The sequence below is a fragment of the Streptomyces sp. NPDC050528 genome (genome assembly GCF_044457795.1).
In the GTDB taxonomy this organism is placed as follows: Bacteria; Actinomycetota; Actinomycetes; order Streptomycetales; family Streptomycetaceae; genus Streptomyces.
The window spans coordinates 681,583-702,699 of record NZ_JBITHH010000003.1; the positions used below are offsets into that span (position 1 = coordinate 681,583).

The 21,117-nt window shown below is 71.7% G+C and carries 20 protein-coding genes; 15 read left to right on the forward strand and 5 right to left on the reverse strand.

Features of this window, described 5'->3' with window-relative positions; translation table 11 throughout:
* Nucleotides 1–34: 34 nt before the first annotated feature.
* The gene (locus ACIBK4_RS14535) at nt 35–1,588 is read left to right on the forward strand and encodes an acetolactate synthase large subunit (RefSeq protein ID WP_398994974.1); all 1,554 of its coding nucleotides are present in this window, start codon (nt 35–37) and stop codon (nt 1,586–1,588) included.
* A 527-nt stretch (nt 1,589–2,115) separates the two neighbouring features.
* Here ACIBK4_RS14535 and ACIBK4_RS14540 read toward each other — a convergent pair.
* Nucleotides 2,116–2,823, reverse strand: a complete 708-nt coding sequence (locus tag ACIBK4_RS14540; protein WP_398994975.1) for a hypothetical protein — start codon at nt 2,821–2,823, stop codon at nt 2,116–2,118.
* A 185-nt stretch (nt 2,824–3,008) separates the two neighbouring features.
* On the opposite strand from ACIBK4_RS14540, the gene ACIBK4_RS14545 reads away from it, so the two are divergent.
* Both ACIBK4_RS14545 and ACIBK4_RS14550 read left to right on the forward strand, forming a co-directional pair.
* On the forward strand, nt 3,009–3,140 hold the full coding sequence (locus tag ACIBK4_RS14545) for a hypothetical protein (RefSeq protein ID WP_398994976.1): 132 nt from the start codon (nt 3,009–3,011) through the stop codon (nt 3,138–3,140).
* Nucleotides 3,141–3,171: 31 nt separating this feature from the next.
* Entirely contained in the window at nt 3,172–4,017 is an 846-nt protein-coding gene (locus ACIBK4_RS14550) for a hypothetical protein (protein ID WP_398994977.1), read from the forward strand.
* A 246-nt stretch (nt 4,018–4,263) separates the two neighbouring features.
* On the opposite strand, the gene ppdK is transcribed toward ACIBK4_RS14550, so the two are convergent.
* Complete coding sequence (gene ppdK / locus ACIBK4_RS14555; protein ID WP_398994978.1) at nt 4,264–6,966, reverse strand: pyruvate, phosphate dikinase; 2,703 nt, start codon at nt 6,964–6,966, stop codon at nt 4,264–4,266.
* 15 nt (nt 6,967–6,981) lie between these two features.
* On the reverse strand, nt 6,982–7,881 hold the full coding sequence (locus ACIBK4_RS14560; RefSeq protein ID WP_398994979.1) for a universal stress protein: 900 nt from the start codon (nt 7,879–7,881) through the stop codon (nt 6,982–6,984).
* 166 nt (nt 7,882–8,047) lie between these two features.
* Here ACIBK4_RS14560 and ACIBK4_RS14565 point away from each other — a divergent pair, with 166 nt between their 5' ends.
* From ACIBK4_RS14565 to hypE, 12 genes are all read left to right on the forward strand, one after another.
* Entirely contained in the window at nt 8,048–8,878 is an 831-nt protein-coding gene (locus ACIBK4_RS14565; RefSeq protein WP_398994980.1) for a universal stress protein, read from the forward strand.
* A 16-nt stretch (nt 8,879–8,894) separates the two neighbouring features.
* Complete coding sequence (locus ACIBK4_RS14570) at nt 8,895–9,401, forward strand: hydrogenase maturation protease (RefSeq protein ID WP_398994981.1); 507 nt, start codon at nt 8,895–8,897, stop codon at nt 9,399–9,401.
* Nucleotides 9,401–11,686, forward strand: a complete 2,286-nt coding sequence (gene hypF, locus ACIBK4_RS14575; protein WP_398995062.1) for a carbamoyltransferase HypF — start codon at nt 9,401–9,403, stop codon at nt 11,684–11,686. Before ACIBK4_RS14570 ends, hypF begins: the two co-directional genes overlap by 1 nt.
* A gap of 6 nt (nt 11,687–11,692) precedes the next feature.
* Entirely contained in the window at nt 11,693–11,950 is a 258-nt protein-coding gene (locus tag ACIBK4_RS14580) for a HypC/HybG/HupF family hydrogenase formation chaperone (RefSeq protein ID WP_093623720.1), read from the forward strand.
* Nucleotides 11,951–12,177: 227 nt separating this feature from the next.
* Complete coding sequence (locus ACIBK4_RS14585; RefSeq protein WP_398994982.1) at nt 12,178–13,317, forward strand: 4Fe-4S dicluster domain-containing protein; 1,140 nt, start codon at nt 12,178–12,180, stop codon at nt 13,315–13,317.
* Nucleotides 13,317–13,781, forward strand: a complete 465-nt coding sequence (locus ACIBK4_RS14590; protein ID WP_398994983.1) for a Crp/Fnr family transcriptional regulator — start codon at nt 13,317–13,319, stop codon at nt 13,779–13,781. Before ACIBK4_RS14585 ends, ACIBK4_RS14590 begins: the two co-directional genes overlap by 1 nt.
* Nucleotides 13,778–14,584: an FAD/NAD(P)-binding protein gene (locus ACIBK4_RS14595; protein WP_398994984.1), complete on the forward strand. Its 807-nt coding sequence runs from the start codon at nt 13,778–13,780 to the stop codon at nt 14,582–14,584. Before ACIBK4_RS14590 ends, ACIBK4_RS14595 begins: the two co-directional genes overlap by 4 nt.
* Nucleotide 14,585: 1 nt before the next feature.
* On the forward strand, nt 14,586–15,341 hold the full coding sequence (locus ACIBK4_RS14600; RefSeq protein WP_398994985.1) for an oxidoreductase: 756 nt from the start codon (nt 14,586–14,588) through the stop codon (nt 15,339–15,341).
* Entirely contained in the window at nt 15,338–16,699 is a 1,362-nt protein-coding gene (locus tag ACIBK4_RS14605; protein ID WP_398994986.1) for a Ni/Fe hydrogenase subunit alpha, read from the forward strand. The genes ACIBK4_RS14600 and ACIBK4_RS14605 overlap by 4 nt, the downstream gene beginning before the upstream one ends.
* On the forward strand, nt 16,692–17,312 hold the full coding sequence (locus tag ACIBK4_RS14610; protein ID WP_398994987.1) for a CBS domain-containing protein: 621 nt from the start codon (nt 16,692–16,694) through the stop codon (nt 17,310–17,312). Before ACIBK4_RS14605 ends, ACIBK4_RS14610 begins: the two co-directional genes overlap by 8 nt.
* Nucleotides 17,309–18,412 (forward strand): hydrogenase formation protein HypD, encoded by a 1,104-nt coding sequence (hypD, locus tag ACIBK4_RS14615; RefSeq protein WP_398994988.1) that lies wholly within the window; start codon nt 17,309–17,311, stop codon nt 18,410–18,412. Before ACIBK4_RS14610 ends, hypD begins: the two co-directional genes overlap by 4 nt.
* Entirely contained in the window at nt 18,409–19,443 is a 1,035-nt protein-coding gene (gene hypE, locus ACIBK4_RS14620) for a hydrogenase expression/formation protein HypE (RefSeq protein WP_398994989.1), read from the forward strand. Before hypD ends, hypE begins: the two co-directional genes overlap by 4 nt.
* A gap of 19 nt (nt 19,444–19,462) precedes the next feature.
* On the opposite strand, the gene ACIBK4_RS14625 is transcribed toward hypE, so the two are convergent.
* Entirely contained in the window at nt 19,463–20,050 is a 588-nt protein-coding gene (locus ACIBK4_RS14625; RefSeq protein ID WP_398994990.1) for a hypothetical protein, read from the reverse strand.
* A 5-nt stretch (nt 20,051–20,055) separates the two neighbouring features.
* Entirely contained in the window at nt 20,056–21,042 is a 987-nt protein-coding gene (locus ACIBK4_RS14630) for an Acg family FMN-binding oxidoreductase (RefSeq protein WP_398994991.1), read from the reverse strand.
* Nucleotides 21,043–21,117 lie beyond the last annotated feature (75 nt).

The following is a 21,117-nucleotide window of genomic DNA, read 5'->3' on the forward strand; positions in this document are numbered from 1 at the left end:
GAACACAACTGAGCGCCTGAAAGGCGGAATCACCGTGAACGGTGCCCATGCCGTCGCCCGGACCCTCATCGACTCCGGAGTGGAGGTGTGCTTCGCCAACCCCGGCACCTCCGAACTGCACTTCGTCGCCGCCCTGGACGACGAGCCCGCCCTGCGGGCCGTGCCCTGCCTGTTCGAGGGCGTGGCCACCGGCGCGGCCGACGGCTACGGCCGGATGACCGGCCGCCCCGCCGCCACCCTGCTCCATCTCGGCCCCGGACTCGGCAACGGCCTGGCCAACCTCCACAACGCCCGCCGCGCCGGCACCCCGGTGGTGAACCTGGTCGGCGACCACGCGACGTTCCACAAGAAGTACGACGCACCGCTGGAGTCGGACGTCGACGCCCTGGCCCGTACCGTCTCCGGCTGGGTCCGCCGCTGCGACGACCCGGGCACGGTCGGAGGTGACGTGGCGGAGGCGGTGGCCGCCGCGACCGGCGCCCCGGGCCAGGTGACCACCGTGCTGCTGCCCGCAGACGTGTCCTGGTCGGACGGCGCCCGGCCCGCGCCGCCGGTCAGCGCCCAGCCGCCAACTACCGTACCCGAGCAGACCGTTGCCTCGGTGGCCGCAGCCCTACGTACCCACGAGCCCACCGCCCTCCTCCTCGGCGGCGCCGCCACCCGCGAACCGGCCCTGAGCACGGCCGGCCGGATCGCCGCCGCCACCGGCGCCCGCCTCCTGTGCGAGACGTTCCCGGCCCGCCTGGAACGCGGCGCGGGCCTGCCCGCCGTAGAGCGGCTCGGTTACCTGGCGGAGGGCGCGATGGCCCAACTCGACGGCGTACGGCACCTGGTGCTGGTCGGCGCCCACGCCCCCGTGTCGTTCTTCGCCCACCCGACCTTGCCCAGTGAGCTGACCCCCGACAGCTGCCGGATCCACACCCTGGCCACGACGTCCGACGACATCCACGCCGCGCTGGACGACCTGGCCGACACCCTGGCCGCGGTCGCACCCGCGGTGTTCCAGGCCGCGGTACGGCCGACACTGCCCACCGGCGAACTGACCGCCGAGACCGCTGCGGCCGTCGTCGGGGCACTCCTGCCAGAAGGGGCGATCGTGGTGGACGAGGCCAACACCTCAGGGCTCTGGCTCCCCGAGGCGACGGCGGGCGCGCCGCGCCACGACTGGCTCGCTCTCACCGGCGGGGCCATCGGCCAGGGCCTGCCGCTCGCCGCGGGTGCCGCACTCGCGTGTCCGGACCGGCCGGTGCTGTGCCTGGAGGCCGACGGCAGTGCCATGTACACCATCTCGGCGCTGTGGACCCACGCCCGCGAGGGGCTCGACATCACCACCGTGGTCTTCGCCAACGGCTCGTACGCGATCCTCACCATGGAGTCCCAGCGCCTCGGTACACCCGCGAACGGCCCCGCCCACCGCGATCTGCTCGATCTGGCCCGGCCCGGCCTCGACTTCGTCGCCCTCGCCCGGGGGATGGGCGTACCGGCGTCGCGCGCGATGACCGCCGAGGACTTCACGGACCAGTTGCGAGAGGCCTTCGCCGAGCCGGGGCCGCATCTGATCGAGGCGGTTGTGCCGACGCTGTTCTGAGCCGTCACCGACCAACGGCCCGATGTTGCCCGCCATTGGTCAAGACCCGCGACAATTGAGTCAAAGGGGGCACCGAGAGTGAAGCCTTTGCCGAACTCACCTTGCGACTCGATGAAAGACAAAGGTGGCCTGGGCAATCGTGGTGATGCGACTGGTACGGGAACGAGGTACTACAGGTCGTCGAATCCTTGGACCGGGCGGCCGATCGTCCAGACATCGCCGGGCGCCCGGACGAACGCGTGGTGTGCTTGCATGTCCCGCTTCAACTGCGCGGCGGAGACTACGTGGCCTCGTCGGGCAAGCGCGTCACGCAGTTGCGCAGGTGTCAGGGACCGACCGCAGCGCGCGAGGTGCCGGGCAGCCAATTGCTCACTGGTGGGGTAGGCCGGGGGCTGCACTACGACGAGGGAGTCACTGAGCGCCTGGTGCTCGTTCATCGCAGCCTCGGTCACCTCCAGCAGTGGCCTGGCCGCCTCCCTCACCCGCGCGAGGTGTTGACGCCAGTTGTCGCGGGTCAGGTAGCCGTTTCAGTGGCACCACCACAGCAGCCCGGCCGCAATGACCGTCGTGAGCAGCGGGTGGTTCGCGGCCAGGACGATCAGGTTTCGGAGACCGGCTCCGAACAGCTCAAACACGAGGTTGATGAGGACCAGCGCGTCCGCGGCCGTGGCTTCCAGGCCGGCCATGCGCAGTACCCCCTGGGCGACGGGGACCCACTCGATGACGCCGAACCCGAAACGGAAGAAGACGCTGTCCTGGGAAACGATGACGCACGGCCCCAGGAACTCCGCGAGCGCCATCGTGGGCGCGTCGTCCGGGTCGCCCCGATGTCTCAACGGCATCTCCGGGTCGACCCGCAGGATGCGCTCAGTCTGGCCGGACAGATGATCACGGATCTCCAGGTCGACCACCCGCAGGGAGGGGAGGATCTCCCGTTCGAGCAGACGGCGTACCTGCTGTTCTGGCACCTCGTAGTGGTCCGCCATACGCGGCAGGTGCCTGGCGATCTCGCCGGGGACGTGCGCGGCAATGTAGGGGTTGGAGCGGCCCGTGCGCGCCAGACCGGTGATCTTGTCCTCGTGAAGGCCGTGCTTGACCATGTAGCAGGCTTCGACCAGGAGCGCGTTGGCATCCAGGATGGGCAGCAGCATCTGCCGGCCCAACGCCATCGGGTTGATGGCCGGTCCGGCGGGGACCAGCAACTGCGATGCCCATGCGGCACGATCTTGCGTCATGCACCAAGTGTGGCCGCCGCCGCTGACATCCGGGCAGGATTTCCGTCCCGGCACCAACCTGACCGCCAATCGCAGGGAACTGGCTCAGCATCAGAGACGCGATTCTGGGCCGGCCCACTGAAATCGGCAGGCCTCCGCTGTTCATATCTGTCCATCCAGCCCTGGGCTGGATGAAGGCTTGCCTCATGGCCTTCATCGAAAACGTCGCCTCCGGTCTCCTCGTCACGTTGATCATCTGGGGCACCCGTCAGGCGAGGATCCACTGGCGGCGGCGCCACACTGACCACACATCAGGCCAGGAAGCCTCCGAGAGCTGATACCCGACACTGGTACAGAAGGGAGCACCGCATGGGCCGATCTGGAGCCATCAAGCAGCCTCAACTGCGTCCCGGGGCACTCCGCGACCTCAATCAGCAGCTGCACAGGCTGCACAAAAGGGCCGGGTGCCCCACTACCCGTGACATCGCAAAGCGTCTCGACGGCCGGTTCGGCCACACCACCATCCACAACGCCTTCAGCAAGCCGGAGCTCCCCAGCTTCAAGGTGGTCTCGGCCATCGCCCTTCAACTGGCAGACCGAGTAAGAGATTTCGGGCCCGGGACCGATCGCGAGGAGAGTCTCGACAACATCGACCGGCGGATTGACCGGCTCTGGAAGGAGGCACGCTACGAGGAGGACGCCCGCGCCAACCAGGCCGAGCCGCCACCCTTGTCCGACGCCACCCGGGGGCTGCTGCATGCACTCAGCCCCGAGTGCTCGGTGTGCGAGGAGACCCGGCAGCTCCTCGACATCGTCCTCATGGAGGATCCCGACCCGACGCGATGGCCGCCCGGATTCCGCAAGACAGGAGAGCAGCCGGAGGCACCCGATCCCTGGCGACTGATCCGCCTGTGCCGCAGATGCCAACGCAACCACCAGGAAGGCGAGCTGACCGAGCAGCAGCTCCGCGCCGCCAGAGCCGCCCTGGACCGACGCCCAGGCGCCGCGCGGCACTACGCCGCGTACCTGGACCAGATCCTGCTGGGTGCCGAACCCGCGATCGACGCGCGAGTCGCCGCGCTCTCTGTCGCTATTGTCCGAGCCGATCCCAGACTCGCCACCAACCCGTACGCCCTCAACCACGGGCGGATCCAGGTAGACCGTGCGCACGGCTCACTGAGCTGGGGACAGTACGAGTGCACGGACGATCACTAGGATGCGGCGGCCCTGCTGCTTGTTACCCCACGCTGGCCCGGCCCAAGAGTCCGGGCCCGTGAACGACAACGTGCTGCACCTGACCGTCCGAGGCAAGCCTCGACCCGATGATCCAGAGTGCGCACTCGGCGCTCAGGACATCCTCAAACCCAGGCGGGCACAGGCCCCGTGGTCATGAAGCTACGACGCTCCTTGATTGACCACGGAGACCTACGCCCCCTCTACCTTCATGGCTGACCGGGCTGCTCACCGACTGTCGCTACCCCCGGTGATGTCCATGAGCGCCGCCCGCCCCGCCTCCAGCCGTGCCGCCGGAATTCGGAACGGCGAGCAGGAAACGTAGTCGAGCCCCACCTGGTGGAAGAAGTGGATGGACTCGGGGTCGCCGCCGTGTTCGCCGCAGACCCCTGTCTCCAGGCGGGAGTTGACGGCTCGGCCCGCCTCGACGGCGATCTCCACGAGCCGGCCCACACCTTCCTGGTCGATCGTCTCGAACGGCGACACGGTGAAGACGCCCTTCTCCAGGTAGAGCGGGAAGAAGGAGGCTTCGGCGTCGTCTCGGGACAGGCCCCAGGTGGTCTGGGTCAGGTCGTTGGTGCCGAAGGAGAAGAAGTCGGCGTACTCCGCGATGCGTCCTGCGGTGAGTGCGGCGCGTGGCAGCTCGATCATCGTGCCGATCGGGCAGTCGAGAGTCGTGCCGGTCTCCTCCTGGACCTCGGCAAGGACCGTTTCCGCCTCGGTGCGTGCCAGGCGCAGTTCCTCGACCGTGTCGACGAGCGGGATCATGATCTCGGCGCGCGGTCGGCCACCGGCCCGCGATCGTGCGACCACGGCTTCGGCGATCGCCCGTACCTGCATGGCCATCAGACCGGGCACGGCCAGGCCGAGTCGGACGCCGCGCAGGCCGAGCATGGGGTTCTGCTCGTGCATGCGCTCCACGGCGGCGAGGAGTTCGCGGTCGTGCGGGTCGGGGTGCTCGGTGCGGGCCAGGCGTACGGCCAACTCCGTGCGGTCCGGCAGGAATTCGTGCAGGGGCGGGTCGATGAGCCGGATGGTCACCGGCAGTCCGTCCATCGCCGTCAGGATGCCGGTGAAATCCTCGCGTTGCAGGGGCAGTAGGGCGGCGAGGGCCTTCTGGCGGGCGTTGTCGTCGCGGGCCAGGATCATCGCCTCGACCAGCGCCCTGCGTTCGCCGAGGAACATGTGCTCGGTGCGGCACAGACCGATGCCCTGCGCGCCGAGGCTGCGGGCTCGTACGGCGTCCTCGGGGGTGTCGGCGTTGGCCCGGACTTCGAGGCGTCGTACGGAGTCGGCGTGGGCGAGGGCGCCCAGGACCGCCTCGGTGAGCGGGCCGCTCGCGGTGCCGGTCTCCAGCGTGCGGCCGACGTCGGACGCCGTCAGTGGAAGTGCGCCGAGGTGGACGGTGCCGGCGGTGCCGTCGACGGAGACGGTGTCGCCCTCGTGCACCAACACGCCTGATTCCGTGGTGAATTGGCGTGCCACCGGGTCGACTGTGAGGGCTTCGGCGCCGCAGACGCAGACCTTGCCCATGCCGCGTGCGACGACGGCCGCGTGGCTGGTCTTGCCGCCCCGGCTGGTCAGGACGGCCTGTGCGGCGATCATGCCGGGGAGGTCGTCGGGGGTGGTCTCCCGGCGGACGAGGACCGTGTCCTCGCCGGCCGCGGCACGGCGTACCGCCTCGGCCGAGTCGAAGACCACGACGCCGACGGCCGCGCCCGGGGAGGCGGGGACGCCCTGGGCGAGGGGCACGTCGGCCGGGGTGGTGTCGAAGCGGGGGAACATCAGGCGGGTCAGTTCGGCGCCGTCGACGCGGACCAGGGCCTCGTCCGGTGTGATCGTGCCCTCCTCGCGCAGGTCGTGGGCGATGCGGAAGGCGGCCTCGGCGGTGCGCTTGCCGACGCGGGTCTGGAGGATCCACAGCTTGCCGCGTTCGACGGTGAACTCGACGTCGCACAGGTCGCGGTAGTGGTGCTCCAGGGTGCGGAGGTGATCGCTGAGCTGGATGTAGGCACGCGGGTTGAGCCGCTTCAGCTCGCTCAGGGGCAGTGCGTCGCGGACGCCCGCGACGACGTCCTCGCCCTGGGCGTCGGGCAGGTAGTCGCCGTACATGCCGCGTTCGCCGGTGGCGGGGTCGCGGGTGAAGGTGACGCCCGTACCGCTGCTTTCGAATGTCACAGGGGAGCGGAGGTTGCCGAAGACCATCGCCTGGACGTTGACGGCGGTGCCGAGGTCCTCGGAGATGTGTTCGCGGTGGCGGTAGATGTGGGCACGTTCGCCGTTCCAGGAGTCGAAGACCGCGCGGATGGCTCGGGTCAGCTGCTCGGCCGGGTCCTGGGGGAAGTCCTCGCCGGTCTCCTTTCGGATGATGGCCTTGAACTCCTCGGTGATCAGGGCGAGTTCGGCGGTGTCGAGGTCGTGGTCGCCGGTCACCTCGCGCTGTGCCTTGTGTGTGGCGATGGCCTGCTCGAACAGGTCGCCGTCCACGCCCATCACGGTGTGGCCGAACATCTGGATGAGCCGCCGGTAGGAGTCCCAGGCGAAGCGTTCCTGTCCGGACGCCTCGGCGAGCCCCGTGACGGAACGGTCGTTGAGGCCGATGTCGAGGATGGTGTCCATCATCCCGGGCATGGAGAAGCGGGCGCCCGAGCGCACGGACACCAGTAGCGGATCGTCGGGGGCGCCGAGGGTGCGGCCCATGGTCCGCTCCAGTCCGACCAGCGCGCGGGCCGCCTCGACGGCCAGCTCGAGCGGCTCCTGGCCCGTCTTGAGGTAGGCCTTGCAGGCCTCGGTGGTGACGGTGAATCCGGGCGGCACGGGCAGCCCGAGCCTGGTCATCTCGGCCAGGCCGGCTCCCTTGCCGCCCAGCAGGGCGGCCATCTCCCGGCTGCCTTCGGCGAACTCGTACACGTACTTGGTCGGTGCGGTCATGAGGACTCGGGCCTCTCACTCGTGGGGTACGACGGCCACGGGACAGCCGACGTGATGGATGGCGGCGTGGGTGACAGGGCCGATGCGCGGACCCGTCGGACGGTCGGTGAGGTGCCGGCCGACCACGAGGAGGCCCGCCCCGGAGGCGGCCCGGAGCAGCGCGGACTGCGCCCGGCCCTCCGAGACGGTCTCGGTGACCTCGACGCCTGGGTACTTGTCGCGCCAGATCCGGAGTACGGCGGACAGGAAGCCGAGCCATTCCTCGGCCCGCTGCGCTCCGCTCACCAGGCCGATCTCGCCAGGGCCAAGCCCCAGGGGCGGAGACTGCCAGGCGTGGACCACGCGGAGCCGGGCACCGCGCAGCCAGGCCGCCTCGAAGGCGAACTCGATCACCGCGTCGCAGGGGTCGCCCAGGTCGACGCCCAGGACCACGTCCCGGTAGCCGGTCAGGATGGAGGGGCGGCCGCCGGGCGTCGGAAGGTGTTCGTCGGCGGCTTCCTCGCCCGCCCGGACGAGGACCACGGGACGGGTGGCGCGGGCCAGCACACCCTGCGCGACCGAGCCCACCAGGAACCCGGTGACACCACTCAGCCCACGCGAACCCAGCACCAGCAGCTCGGACTCCCCCGCCGCCTTGATCAGGGCGACGGTGGCGGGACCCTCCACCTGCTCGTCGTAGGGGCGAACGTTCGGGGCGACAGTCCGGACCCGCTCCTTGGCCTGCCGCAGGACGCACCGCGCCTGCTGCCGCTGGGCGGCCGTGACGGGCTCGCCGTCGTCCTGGCGCGGGTGCCAGTTCCAGACGTGGGTCAGCCGCAACGGCCGGTCGCGGCGTGCCGCCTCGCGGGCGGCCCAGTCGGCGGCGGCGAGACTCTCGGCGGAACCGTCGACTCCGGCGATGACGGGCGGCAGCATGATCCGCACCTCCTGCGCTCGGTCTGCTCCTCCACTCCAGCGTCGTCCCGCGGCCTACGGACAGGTATGGGCCGCCAGGTCTCCAACCGGGGTCCGTTCGGCCCCAGCGCGAGCCCGCCTCGCACGGTCAGAGTGGTAGGGCCACGGACCTGGAGGGCGGCACACCATGGAACGAGTGATCATCACCGGCGTCGACCGGTCGGCGCGCAGCCGCGTCGCCGCGGACTGGGCGGCCCGCGAGGCGCTGCGGCGCGCGCTGCCCCTGCGCGTGGTGCATGTGGCACCGCCCGAGAACCTGGACCCGGTGGAGCAGTGGCCCTACCGCCCGGACACCGTGGCGGACCACGTGGTCGCCGAACTCACCACACGGCACCCGTCGTTGACGGTCCGCGCGGTGAGCCTCACCGGGGCACCCGTCCCCGAGCTGCGGGCGGCGAGCGCGGACGCGGAATTGGTCGTGCTCGGTCTGCGCGGCGAGGGTCAGCACGCCCGGATGCCCCTGGGCTCGACCGCGGCGGCCCTGACCACCGGGTGCGCCGGGCCCCTCGTGCTCGTGCCCGGGACCCTCGCGGGGCTCGATGTGCCGGGCCACACCGACGCCGTGACCGTGGGTGTCGATGCCCGGGACCCGGCGGGCGGCGCGCTCGGCTTCGCCTTCGAGGCCGCCCGGCTGCACCGCGTCCGGCTGCACGCGGTACATGCCTGGGCGCTGCCGGCAGGCGCCGCCGCGTCGCCCGTCCCGGTGTCGGAGACGGACCGTGCCACCTGGGAGGACCACGAGGAGGACCTGCTGTCCGACGTGCTGCGTCCGTGGCGCGGGAAGTTCCCGGACGTCGACGTCCAGGAGGACGTGCTGCTGTTCCCCCCGGCCGAGGCACTGGCCCATGCCTCCGAGACGTCCGGGCTGGTGGTGGTCGGACGCCACACCGCCCCGGGCACCACGGCACTGGCACTCCTGAAGCACGCGCGGTGCCCGGTCGCCGTCGTGCCGTCGTAGCGCGGGGGTGAGGGGCATGAGGACGTGTACGCGCATCGCCGTTATCGGCGTCGGGAACGAGTTCCGACGCGACGACGGTGTCGGCTGGACCGTGGTCGAACAGCTCCGCAAGCGCGCCGAGGCCAGGACACTTCCCCCGGACACCGTGTTCGCGACCTGCGACGGTGATCCCGGCCGACTAATCGCACTGTGGGAGAGCGCCGCGCTCGCCGTGGTCGTCGACGCGGCCCACGCGCACCCGGGCACTCCCGGCCGCGTCCACCGGCTCGAACTCGACGCCGGGCGCATCGACGGACCGCGGTCAACCAGTTCGCACGGGCTGGGTCTCGGCGAGGCCGTCGAACTGGCCCGGGTCCTGGACCTGCTGCCGGAGCACCTCGTCGTGTACGCGGTGGAGGGCGCCGACGGTTCCTTCGGAACCGGTCTCTCCCCCGCCGTCGCGGCCTCGGTGGACCCGCTCGTGACGGCCGTCGAGGACGAACTCGCGCGGTATCAGGACAAGTTCGCCGGGGGCCGGTCGTGATGATGCGGCGCTTCCAGGTGTACGGCACCGTCCAGGGCGTCGGCTTCCGCCCCTTCGTCTACCGTACGGCGGCCGACCTCGGCCTCGACGGCTGGGTGGCCAACGTCAACGGTCATGTCGAGGGCGAGGTCGCCGGACCGCCCCGCGCCATCGACGAGTTCGCGGCCCGGCTGCGCACCGCCGCCCCCGTCCTGGCCCGGGTACGCCGGGTCCAACTGGCCGACGGAGTACGGCAGTCGGCGTACCGTCCGGGCTTCCACGTCCGGCACAGCGTGCCCGCACCCGCGGACGGCACGGTCCGCGAGGTCCCGCCCGACGCGGCGATCTGCGACGCCTGCCTGCGCGAACTGCGCGACCCACGCGACCGGCGCCACCGCTACCCGTTCGTCAACTGCACGGACTGCGGCCCGCGCGCCACGATCATCGAGGACCTGCCCTACGACCGGGTCCGCACGACCATGAGCCGTTTCCCGTTGTGCGCGGACTGCGCGGCCGAGTACGCCGACCCGGCCGACCGGCGCTTCCACGCCGAGCCCATCGCATGTCCCGTCTGCGGACCGGAGTTGGCCTGGGAGGACCTGCGCGGTGAGGCGGCGCTGCGAGCGGCGGTCACGTGCGTCGCCGGTGGCGGGATCGTCGCGCTGAAAGGGCTCGGGGGCTATCAACTGGTGTGCGACGCGGGCGAGTCGGCGGCCGTGGCGGAGCTGCGGCGCCGCAAGAGGCGTCCAACGAAGCCGTTCGCGGTGATGGTCGGCGACCTCGGCGCGGCGGCCCGGCTGGCGCGGATCGGCGCCACCGAGCGCGGTGTCCTGACCTCCCCGGAACGTCCCGTGGTGCTGCTCGCCCGGATGCCGTGGCACGGCTCGGACCCGCTCGCGCCCGAGGTGCATCCCGGCCTGCACCGGATCGGCCTGTTCCTGCCCACCACTGGCCTGCACCACCTCCTGCTGGACGGGCTGAACCGGCCGCTCGTGGTCACCAGCGGCAACCTCGGCGACGAGCCCATCACCATCGACGACGAGGAGGCCCGGCGCGTCCTCGCGGGTGTCGCCGACGGCTTCCTCACGCACGACCGGCCCATCCGCTCCCGCTACGACGACTCGGTGGTGCAGTGCACCGGCCGCACCCGGATCACCATCCGCCGGGCGCGCGGGCTGGCCCCGGCCCCGCTGCCCCTGCCGGTGGACGAACCCGTCGCCGGGGCCGGCGCCCAGCTGAAGCACACGTTCACGCTGGCCGCCGACGGCCGGGCCCATCTCGGGCCGCACGGCGGCGACTTGGCGGGCGTGGCGGCCCACGAGGCGTTCCTGACGTCGTACGACCGGTTGAAGCGGCTCACCGGTATCGAGCCGGTGGCCCTCGCCCACGATCTGCACCCCGGTTATCTGTCCACGCAGTGGGCGAAGGCGCAGCGGGTGCGCAGTGTCCCGGTGCAGCACCATCACGCGCACGTGGCCGCCTGCGCGGCCGAGCACGGGGTGCGGGGCCGGTTCCTCGGGATCGCCTACGACGGTCTCGGGCTCGGCGACGACGGCACGCTGTGGGGCGGCGAGATCCTCGTCGCCGACCTGAGCGGCTACCGCCGCGTGGGCAGGTTCGCGACAGCGCCCCTGCCCGGCGGCGACGCGGCGGTACGCCATCCCTCCCGCACGGCTCTCGGCCTGCTGTTCGGCGGTGAGACGCTGGGCTCTCCGCGCCCGTACCCGTGGCTGACCCGGTCCTTCACGGACCGGCTCGATCCGGCCGAGGTGGACATCGTGCGCGCCATGGTCGCCCGGGACGTCAACTGCCCGCAGGCGTCCAGCGCCGGGCGGCTCTTCGACACGGTGGCCGCCCTGCTCGGTCTCGCCGACCGGGTGAGTTACGAGGGTGAGGCGGCCGTCCTGCTCGAAGCGGCGGCGGGCGACGAGCACGCCGTACCGCTCGCCCATCGCGTCGTACGCGCGCAGGGTCTGTGGGTGTACGACCCGACGCCCACCCTCGTCGACCTGCTGGAGCGGCTGGCGGACGGGGAGCCCGTGGCCCGGCTGGCCGCCGCCTTCCATGTGACGCTCGGGCTGGTTACCGCGGATCTGGTCGCGCGGGCGGTGGCCGAGGGTGCGCCGCACACGGTGTGCCTGGGCGGCGGCTGCTTCGTGAACCGGCGGCTGCTGACCGAGGTGAAACGCCGGCTGCACGCGCAGGGACTGCGGGTGCTGGTCGGCGGTCAGGTCCCGGTCGGGGACGGCGGAATCAGCTACGGCCAGGCGGCGGTCGCCGCCGCACGACTGGCCCAGGAGAGGTGAACACACATGTGCCTGGGCATCCCTGGACGGATCCTGGAGATCCACGACGACGCCGGACTCGTCATGTCCACGGTCGACTTCGGCGGTATCCGGCGCGAGGTGTGCCTCAGTTGCACGCCCGAGGCGGACGTCGGGTCGTACGTCATCGTGCACGTCGGCTTCGCGATCACCCTGGTCGACGAGGCGGAAGCGCGCCGCACGCTCGACGTGCTGCGGGCGATGGCGGGCGCGGTGGAGGGCGAGTTGGGCGAGCCACTGCCGTAGCGCTCCGCTGGGCGGAGCCGGATTGCCGCGGACCGTCGTGAAACCGCGGGCCGTCTGTGGCTGGGCGCGCAGTTCCCCGCGCCCCTTCGGGGCGCTGCTCGTCACGTTCCTTTCGGTTGATCCGGTCGGCTCGTCCACCAGGGCCGGTCGGCCCCTGCCGCGGGCACTCCCGCACATCGGAACCTGAGGGTGGACAAGCGCGATCCGCCCCGTACGAGGAGGACGACATGACCGCCACCGCAGCCCCGGCCGCCGTACTCGACCGGCACGGTCTGGACGCCCTGGTCGCGGCTCTGGTGGCACAGGGACGCACCGTTGTCGGACCGACCGTCCGCGACGGTGCGATCGTGCTGTCGGAGCTGACCTCGGCGGACGTGCTGCCGTACGGCTGGGGCGTCGAACTGGACGCCGGACGCTACCGGTTGGTCCCCCGTGAGGACGGGGCAGCCTTCGCGCACAGCGCGGGACCGCAGTCCTGGAAGTCGTATCTGCACCCGGCGCGTGAACGGCTGTGGAGCGCCGACCGCTCCCCGGAGGGCCGCGTGGTCTTCACCGAGCACGATGCCGAGCCGCCGTCGTACGCCTTCCTCGGTGTCCGCCCCTGCGACCTGCGGGCCATCGCGATCCAGGACCGGGTGCTGACCGGCGGACAGCACGAGGACACCGGGTACGGGAAGCGCCGGCGGCGGGCGCTGCTGATCGCCGCCGAGTGCACCGAACCGGGCGCGACCTGCTTCTGCGTGTCCATGGGCGGCGGGCCGGCGGCCGATCCCGGCTACGACCTCGCGCTGACCGAGGTGGTCGACGAGGACGGGCACCGGTTCCTGGTGCGCGTCGGGAGCGAGGAAGGGGCCCGGCTGATCGAGCAAGTCCCGCACCGTACGGCCGACTTGGGTACGGAGACCGCCGCCCGCGAATCGGTGGACGCGGCGCGTGACCGCATGGGCCGCTCCATGCCGCCGGTGGACCTGCGGGCGCTGTTGGGCGGGAGCCTGGACGCGGAGCGCTGGAACGACGTCGCCGAGCGCTGTCTGACCTGCGGGAACTGCACGATGGTCTGTCCCACCTGCTTCTGCACCACCACGGAGGAGGTCACCGACCTGACCGGTGACCACACCGAGCGCTGGCAGCGCTGGGACTCCTGCTTCGACCTGGACTTCTCGTATCTGCACGGCGGGTCGGTCCGCTCCTCGCCCCGCAGCCGCTACCGGCAGTGGCTGACCCACAAACTCTCCACCTGGCACGACCAGTTCGACACCTCCGGCTGCGTCGGCTGCGGGCGCTGCATCGCCTGGTGTCCGGCCGGCATCGACATCACGGAGGAAGTCGCCGCGCTGGATGCCGAACACGGAACGGAGAAGGACTGATGCCTCCCTCGATGGCTCTTCGTATGAACCACGCGCTGCCCCACGACCACCGTGACCGACTGCTGCACATCGGTCGCGAGGTCCAATTCCCGCCGGGTGCCCGGCTGTTCGAGGAGGGTGGGCACGCCAACCGGTTCTGGATCATCCGTGACGGCACCGCCGCCCTCGACATGCACGTGCCCGGTCGCCGGCCCCCTGTCGTCGAGACGCTCGGCATCGGTGACCTCGTCGGCTGGTCCTGGCTGTACGAGCCGTACGTCTGGCAGTTGGGCGCCGGAGCGGTGACGCAGCTGCGGGCCTATGAATTCGACGCGGTCGCCGTCCGGCTGATGTGCCTGGACGACCCCGCCTTCGGGCAGGCCGTCGAGCACTGGGTCGGCCGGGTGCTGGCCCACCGGCTCAACGCGGCCCGCGCCCGGCTGATCGACCTGTACGGGACGTACGAGACGAAGGAACCGCGATGACCGCCGTACCGGTCCCCCATCGCGTGATCGCCCGCCGGCAGGAGACCGGCGACACGGTGACCTTGCGGCTCGAACCCGTGGACGCCTCGCTACCCGACTTCGTGCCGGGGCAGTTCGCGATGGTGCACTGCTTCGGGCGCGGCGAGATCCCCGTCTCGGTGAGCTCCGTGCAGGCCACCGGCGGGCTCGCGCACACGATCCGTTCGGTGGGCGCGGTCTCCGACGGACTGTGCGCGGCCCGGGTCGGCGATGTCGTCGGCATCCGCGGCCCGTACGGCACGAGTTGGGGACTGGAGCAGGCGCGCGGCCGGGACGTGCTGGTCGTGGCGGGCGGCATCGGACTCGCCCCGCTGCGGCCGCTGATCCTGAGCGCACTGGCCGAGCCGGAGGCGTACCGCCGGATCAACGTGCTGATCGGGGCCCGCACTCCGGACGATCTGATCGGCCGGAAAGAGATCGAGAGCTGGGCCACCGCCTACACCGGCGTGATGGTCGACCAGCCCGACGCGGACTGGCTCGGGGACGTCGGTGTGGTCACCCAGCTGCTGGGGCGGGCGCACTTCGACCCCGAGGACACGACGGCGTTCGTCTGCGGTCCCGAGCCGATGATCCGCGCCACCGCCCGCGAACTCGCCCACCGCGGAGTGCCCCGCGACCGGATCCGGGTCTCCCTGGAACGCAACATGCGCTGCGCGACCGGACACTGCGGGCACTGCCAGCTCGGTCCGCTGCTGGTGTGCCAGGCCGGTGCGGTCGTGGGCTGGGATCTGGCCGAACCCCTGCTGTCCGTAAGGGAGTTGTGAGATGGCGCTGCCCAGGCTCGCGGTGTTCAAGCTGGCTTCCTGTGACGGCTGCCAGCTCACCCTGCTGGACTGCGAGGACGAACTCCTCGCGCTGACCGGCGCGGTGGAGATCGCGCATTTCCCGGAGGCGTCGAGCGCGATGGCCCCCGGCCCCTACGACCTGACCCTCGTCGAGGGCTCGGTCACCACGCCCGAGGACGCCGAGCGCATCCACGCGATCCGCGCCGAATCCCGCCACCTGGTGACCATCGGGGCCTGCGCGACCGCGGGCGGCATCCAGGCGCTGCGGAACTTCGCGGACGTGGACGAGTACCGGCGCACGGTCTACGCGCACCCCGAGTACATCTCCACGCTGGCCACTTCGACGCCCGTGTCGACCCATGTGGACGTCGACTTCGAGCTGCGCGGCTGTCCGGTCGACCGGCGGCAGCTGATCGAGGTGATCACCGCGTTCCTGGCCGGCCGTAAGCCGGACGTGCCGGACCACAGCGTGTGCTTCGAGTGCAAGCGGCGCGGCACGGTCTGCGTCACCGTCGCCCACGGCACGCCCTGCCTGGGCCCGGTCACGCACGCGGGGTGCGGGGCGCTGTGCCCGGCCTACCAGCGCGGCTGCTTCGGCTGCTTCGGCCCGTCCGGGTCGGTGAACCTGCCCGCGCTGATCCCGCTGCTGCGCCGCGACGGCCTCGACGACGACGACGTGGTGCGGTACCTACACACCTTCAACGCCGCTTCATTTGACGAGGAGTTGTCCAAGTGACGCACCGCGGATCCCGTGTGCTGCACGTCGGCTCGCTCTCCCGGGTCGAGGGCGAGGGCGCGCTGAGCCTGCATGTGCACGACGGCACGGTCACCGACGCGCGGCTGGAGATCTACGAACCGCCACGCTTCTTCGAGGCGTTCCTGCGCGGCCGTTCCTACACCGAACCGCCCGACATCACGGCCCGGGTGTGCGGAATCTGCCCGGTCGCCTACCAGATGAGCGCGTGCGCGGCGATCGAGGACGCCTGCGGGGTGACGGTGGACCCGGTGATCCGGGATCTGCGCCGACTCCTCTACTGCGGCGAGTGGATCGAGAGCCAGGCCCTGCACATCTACCTCCTGCACGCCCCGGACTTCCTGGGCCGGCCGAGCGCGATCGACCTGGCCCGCACACACCGCGCCGAGGTGGAACGGGGGCTCCGGCTGAAGAAGGCCGGCAACTCGCTGATGGAGCTCCTCGGCGGGCGGGCTGTACACCCGGTGAACGTCCGCCTCGGCGGTTTCCACCGGGCCCCGGCACGCACCGAACTGCGCTCCCTGACCGAGGAGTTGAAGCGTGCCCTCGACGACGCGTGGGAGACCGTGCGCTGGGTCGCGGGCTTCGAGTTCCCGGACGCGAGCGTCGAGGCCGACCTGCTCGCGCTGACCGAACCGGACACGTACGCCATCGAGAGCGGCACCCCGACCGCGCTGCGCACCGACGGCACCAACACCTCTTTCCCCGTACGGGACTTCACCGCACACGTCACCGAGACGCACGTCGCCCACTCCACCGCGCTGCACTCACGGCTCGACGGGCGCCTCCATCTCACCGGCTCGCTCGCCCGGTTCTCGATCAGCGGGCGGCTGCTGTCGCCGGTGGCGCTGGAAGCGGCGATCGAGGCGGGGCTCGGCGATCCGCGCGAGGGCGCGCTGTGCCGCAACCCGTACCGGTCCATCCTGGTGCGCGCAGTGGAGACGGTGTACGCAGTCGCCGAGGCACTGCGCATCATCGACGGCTACGAGCCGCCCGCGCACCCGTACACGGAGGTGCCGCCAGTCGCGGGTGTCGGGCACGGCGCCACCGAGGCGCCGCGCGGGCTGCTCTACCACCGCTACGAACTCGACGCCGACGGCATCGTGAAGAGCGCACTCCTGGTGCCGCCCACCGCGCAGAACCAGGGCGCGATCGAGGACGACCTGCGCCGTCTTGCCCAGCGGGCGATCGGCGAACACGACCCGGACGACGACGAGTTGACGGCTCTGTGTGAACGGGCGATCCGCAACCACGACCCGTGCATCTCGTGCTCCACCCACTTCCTCGACCTGACGGTAGTCCGTACCTCAAGAGAAGACACCGGAGGCTGTGATGTCTGAATCTCCGTACACCGTGAGCGATGTGATGACCCACACCGCCGTCGCCATCGGAAGCGAGGCGCCCTTCAAGGAGATCGTCGAGCTGCTCGACCAGTGGAAGGTCAGCGCCGTGCCGGTGCTGGCGGGCGAGGGCCGGGTCGTCGGGGTCGTCTCCGAGGCTGATCTGCTGGCCAAGGAGGAGTACCGGGGCGCCCCCGACGGCGATCCGGCGGTGCCCGCCAAAGCGGGCGCGGTGTCCGCGGGCGAGCTGATGAGCGCCCCGGCGGTCACCGTGCACGCGGACGCCACGCTCGCCGAGGCCGCCCGCATCATGGCGCGGCGGCACGTCAAGCGACTGCCCGTCGTGAACGCGGTCGGCATGCTCCAGGGCGTGGTCAGCCGCAGCGACCTGCTGAAGGTGTTCCTGCGGGGCGACGGCGAGATCGCCGAAGAGGTCCGGCACCACGTGCTCGGCCGGCTCCCGGTCACCACCGCCCTGACGGTGAGTGTCACCGAGGGCGTGGTCACGCTCGGCGGTGTCCTGCCCGACCGCTCGCTCGTGCCCGTGCTGGCCCGCGCGGTGCGGGCGGTGGAGGGGGTCGTCGACGTCCGGCTCGACCTCACGCACCGATGAAGTACCTGGACGAGTACCGGGATCCGGTACTCGCCCGGCGGCTGCTGGACGAGCTGCGGCGGACCGCCACGCGGCCCTGGCGGATCATGGAGGTGTGCGGCGGCCAGACCCACACCCTGGTCCGCCAGGGCATCGACGAACTGCTGCCCGCCGGGATGCGGATGATCCACGGCCCGGGCTGCCCGGTCTGTGTCACCCCGCTGGAGACCCTGGACCGGGCCATGGCCGTCGCCGCCCGCCCCGGCGTGCTCTTCACCAGCTTCGGCGACATGCTGCGGGTGCCCGGTACGGACACCGACCTGCTGTCGCTGCGGGCGCGGGGCGCGGACGTACGGGTGGTCTACGCCCCGATGGACGCCGTACGCCTGGCCGCCCAACACCCCGACCGCGAGGTCGTGTTCCTCGCCGTCGGCTTCGAGACGACGGCGCCAGCCAACGCGATGGCGGTACTGCACGCGGCCCGCCTCGGACTGGCCAACTTCTCCATGCTGGTCAGCCACGTCCTCGTACCGCCGGCCATGACCGCGCTGCTCGACGATCCCGACTGCGAGGTGGAGGCCTTTCTCGCCGCCGGGCACGTGTGCGCGGTGATGGGCTGGACCGAGTACGAGCCGATCGCCGCCCGGTACCAAGTGCCCATCGTGGTCACGGGGTTCGAGCCGCTGGACCTGCTGGAGGGCATCCTCATGGCCGTACGGCAACTGGAGTCGGGCCGCTGCGAGGTGGAGAACCAGTACGCGCGGGCCGTGCGGCGGGGAGGCAACACCTCGGCGCAGGACGCGGTCCGCCAGGTCTTCCGGGTGACCGACCGGGCCTGGCGCGGGATCGGCGAGATCCCCGACAGCGGGCTCGAACTCACGGAGGAGTACCAGGAGTTCGACGCCGCCCGGCGCTTCGACGTGGGCGGGCTGTGCCCGGTCGAGGACCCCGAGTGCATCGCCGGGACCATCCTCACCGGTGCCCGGCTGCCCACCGACTGCGCCGCGTACGGCACCCGTTGCACCCCCCGTCATCCCCTCGGCGCCCCGATGGTGTCGTCCGAGGGCACCTGCGCCGCCTTCCACGCGGCCGGACGCACGCCCACGAGGAGCACGGCATGAACATCCAGTGCCCCACCCCCGCCCACGAGGACGAGGTCGTCCTGCTGGGCCACGGCGCCGGCGGACGACTCACCGGGGAACTGCTCGACGAGCTGGTGCTGCCCGCCGTCGGCGGCGGCACGGGACCCATGGAGGACGCGGCGCTGCTGCCCGGGCACCCCGGCCTGGTGATGAGCACGGACAGCTTCGTCGTCAGCCCGCTGTTCTTCCCCGGCGGGGACATCGGATCCCTCGCCGTGCACGGCACGGTCAACGACCTGGCGATGCGGGGCGCATGGCCGCTCGCGCTGTCGGTCTCGCTGATCATCGAGGAGGGGCTGCCGCTGGCCGAACTCCGGGCAGTCATGGAGTCGTTGGGGAAAGCGGCCCAGGACGTCGGCGTGCCCGTGATCACCGGGGACACCAAGGTCGTGGGGCGCGGTGCGGCCGACCGGCTGTTCATCAACACCACCGGCGTCGGACAACGGCACCAACTGCTCGCTCCCTCCGCCGCGTTGGCCCGCCCAGGGGACGCCGTACTGCTGTCGGGGCCGATCGGACTGCACGGCACGACCGTGCTCAGCACCCGCGAGAACCTCGGCTTCGAGGGCGACATTGCCTCCGACTCCCGGCCCCTGCACCGGCTGGTACGAGCCCTGGCGCCACTCGGTGACGCCGTGCACGTGCTGCGCGACCCTACCCGGGGCGGGCTCGCCGCCGCGCTCAACGAGATCGCCCGCGACTCGTCCGCCGCCGTCGAGATCGAGGAGAGCGCGGTTCCCGTGCCCGAGGCGGTCGCCTCGGCCTGCGACTTGCTCGGCCTGGACCCGCTGGTCGTCGCCAACGAGGGCTGTGTGGTCGCCTTCGTCGACGCCGACGCGGCAAAGGACGCACTGACCGCGATGCGGTCGCTTCCCGAGGGGGCTCAGGCGGTGCGGATCGGCGAGGTGCTGCGGGAGGGGCAGCGGGAGCGGGTGACCCTGCGGACACTGGTCGGTGCCCGGCGCATCGTGGAGATGCCGCTCGGCGAGCAACTCCCGCGCATCTGCTGAGTGTTGTCCCGCGGGTTTGTCAGCCGGTCTTGTGGCCCCACCGCGGACCGACCCGCGCCCACTCGGCTTCCCACTGCTCCAGTCGTCGCCGTTCCAGCCGCGCGGACATGCCCCGGCCGATGAGGAGCACCGTCCCTCCCGCGCCCACGGCGGTCCATACGGCCAGCACCACCCCCTCCAGCCGCGCCTGTTCGGCGGTCACGGGGGTGGGCACGAGACGGCCCCGGGTGTCGAGCCACACGTGAGTGGTGGACCCGGCCTTGCTGCTGGAGTCCACGTGGGCCAGTCCCGTGCGGCTCGTGCCGTCCGCCGCGGTCCAGCGCACGGTGGCCCGGTAGCTGTCGCTGCCGTCGCTCGTGCCCACGGTGCGCACGGCGTCCTCGACGAGCACGGCCGACACCGGATGGCGCTCGGCGCGCAGGGCATCGACGTGCCGGTCGACGGCGAGGGCCGTCCAGGCGCCCGTGCCGATCGCCGCCACGACCGCGAGGGTCCAGGCGGCGATCAGCAGCCAGGCCTCGACGAGGTAGCTGCGGCGCCTGAGCGGGTTGGGCCGAAGCCGCCACCAGCGCACCTTGGCCGGCTTTACGTGCTTGCTGGGGGTCATGATCCTCACCTGACCGGCGTGTCACTGTGGAGCAGTGTCTCGGCGGGCCCGCGCCGTGGGGTGGCCCAGGTCTGGTTCGTGTGACCGAGGCGCAGGATCAGCTGCGGGTACCGGCCGAAGGCGACGCCCGTGCGAACCTCCGTGCGGACGGCGGGCACTTCGAGGGGCTGGGTGTGGAAGGCGGCCCGGACCCCGTGGGCCTCCGCGTAGAGCAGCACGCGCTGGAGCGCCTGGCCCGCGCGCAGCCAGTCCGCGCGGGTGTCGTAGCGCGTGGTCAGCACGACGACGGTGCCCGTGCGCGACACCCATTTCTGCGGCGGGACGGCGAACTGCCGGACCAGGCCCAGGTAGTCACGGGCGGCCAGCTGGACACAGTCCGGGTGATACAGGCACGCCTCGGCGGGTACACCGGCCGGCCCGACGCACCCGGCGATCTCCGCGGTGTGTCCCCGGTCGGCGCGATGCGTCTCCTCGGCGGTGCGCACCAGATCCGCGAGCCGGTCCAACTGGTCGACATCGACGACGACTTGAAGGTCGGCTCCCTCGGCCCGTGCGTGTTGCCGCAGGTCGTCGAGGAGCTCCTCCGCGACCCGCTCGGCCCCGAACGGCCCCCGGTGCGTGTGCCGGTGTGCCATGGCGCCCGCCATCAGCGCCTCGTCGAGCGTGGCCGGCGCATGGGCGGCGAAGCCCACACGAGCCAGGTAGGCCGGGTTCCCGAACTCGGGCAACAGGTCGACGGCGGGCCGAAATCCCAGGTTGCGCACGGCCATGCGTACGTTGAACAGGGCGGCCCCGCAGGCGATGACCGTCTCCCGGCCGCCCGGGTCGGTCAGGGCCAGGCGCCGCTCTCGGTCCGCGTGGATCTCGAAGCCGTGGTCGTGGCCCTCCTCGACGAAGAACCAGGGCTGGCTGTTGTGCGGCGAGGGCGCGAGGGACGCCGCGTGGGCCAAGTGCAGGGCCGCGCGGCCGTGTTGTTCGAAGGCCAGAGACATGGTGACCCCTTCGTCGACCGTTCCCTTCCAGGGTCCTCGCTCGGCGCCGCCCGGCGCATGAGCCTTCCGGCCCTG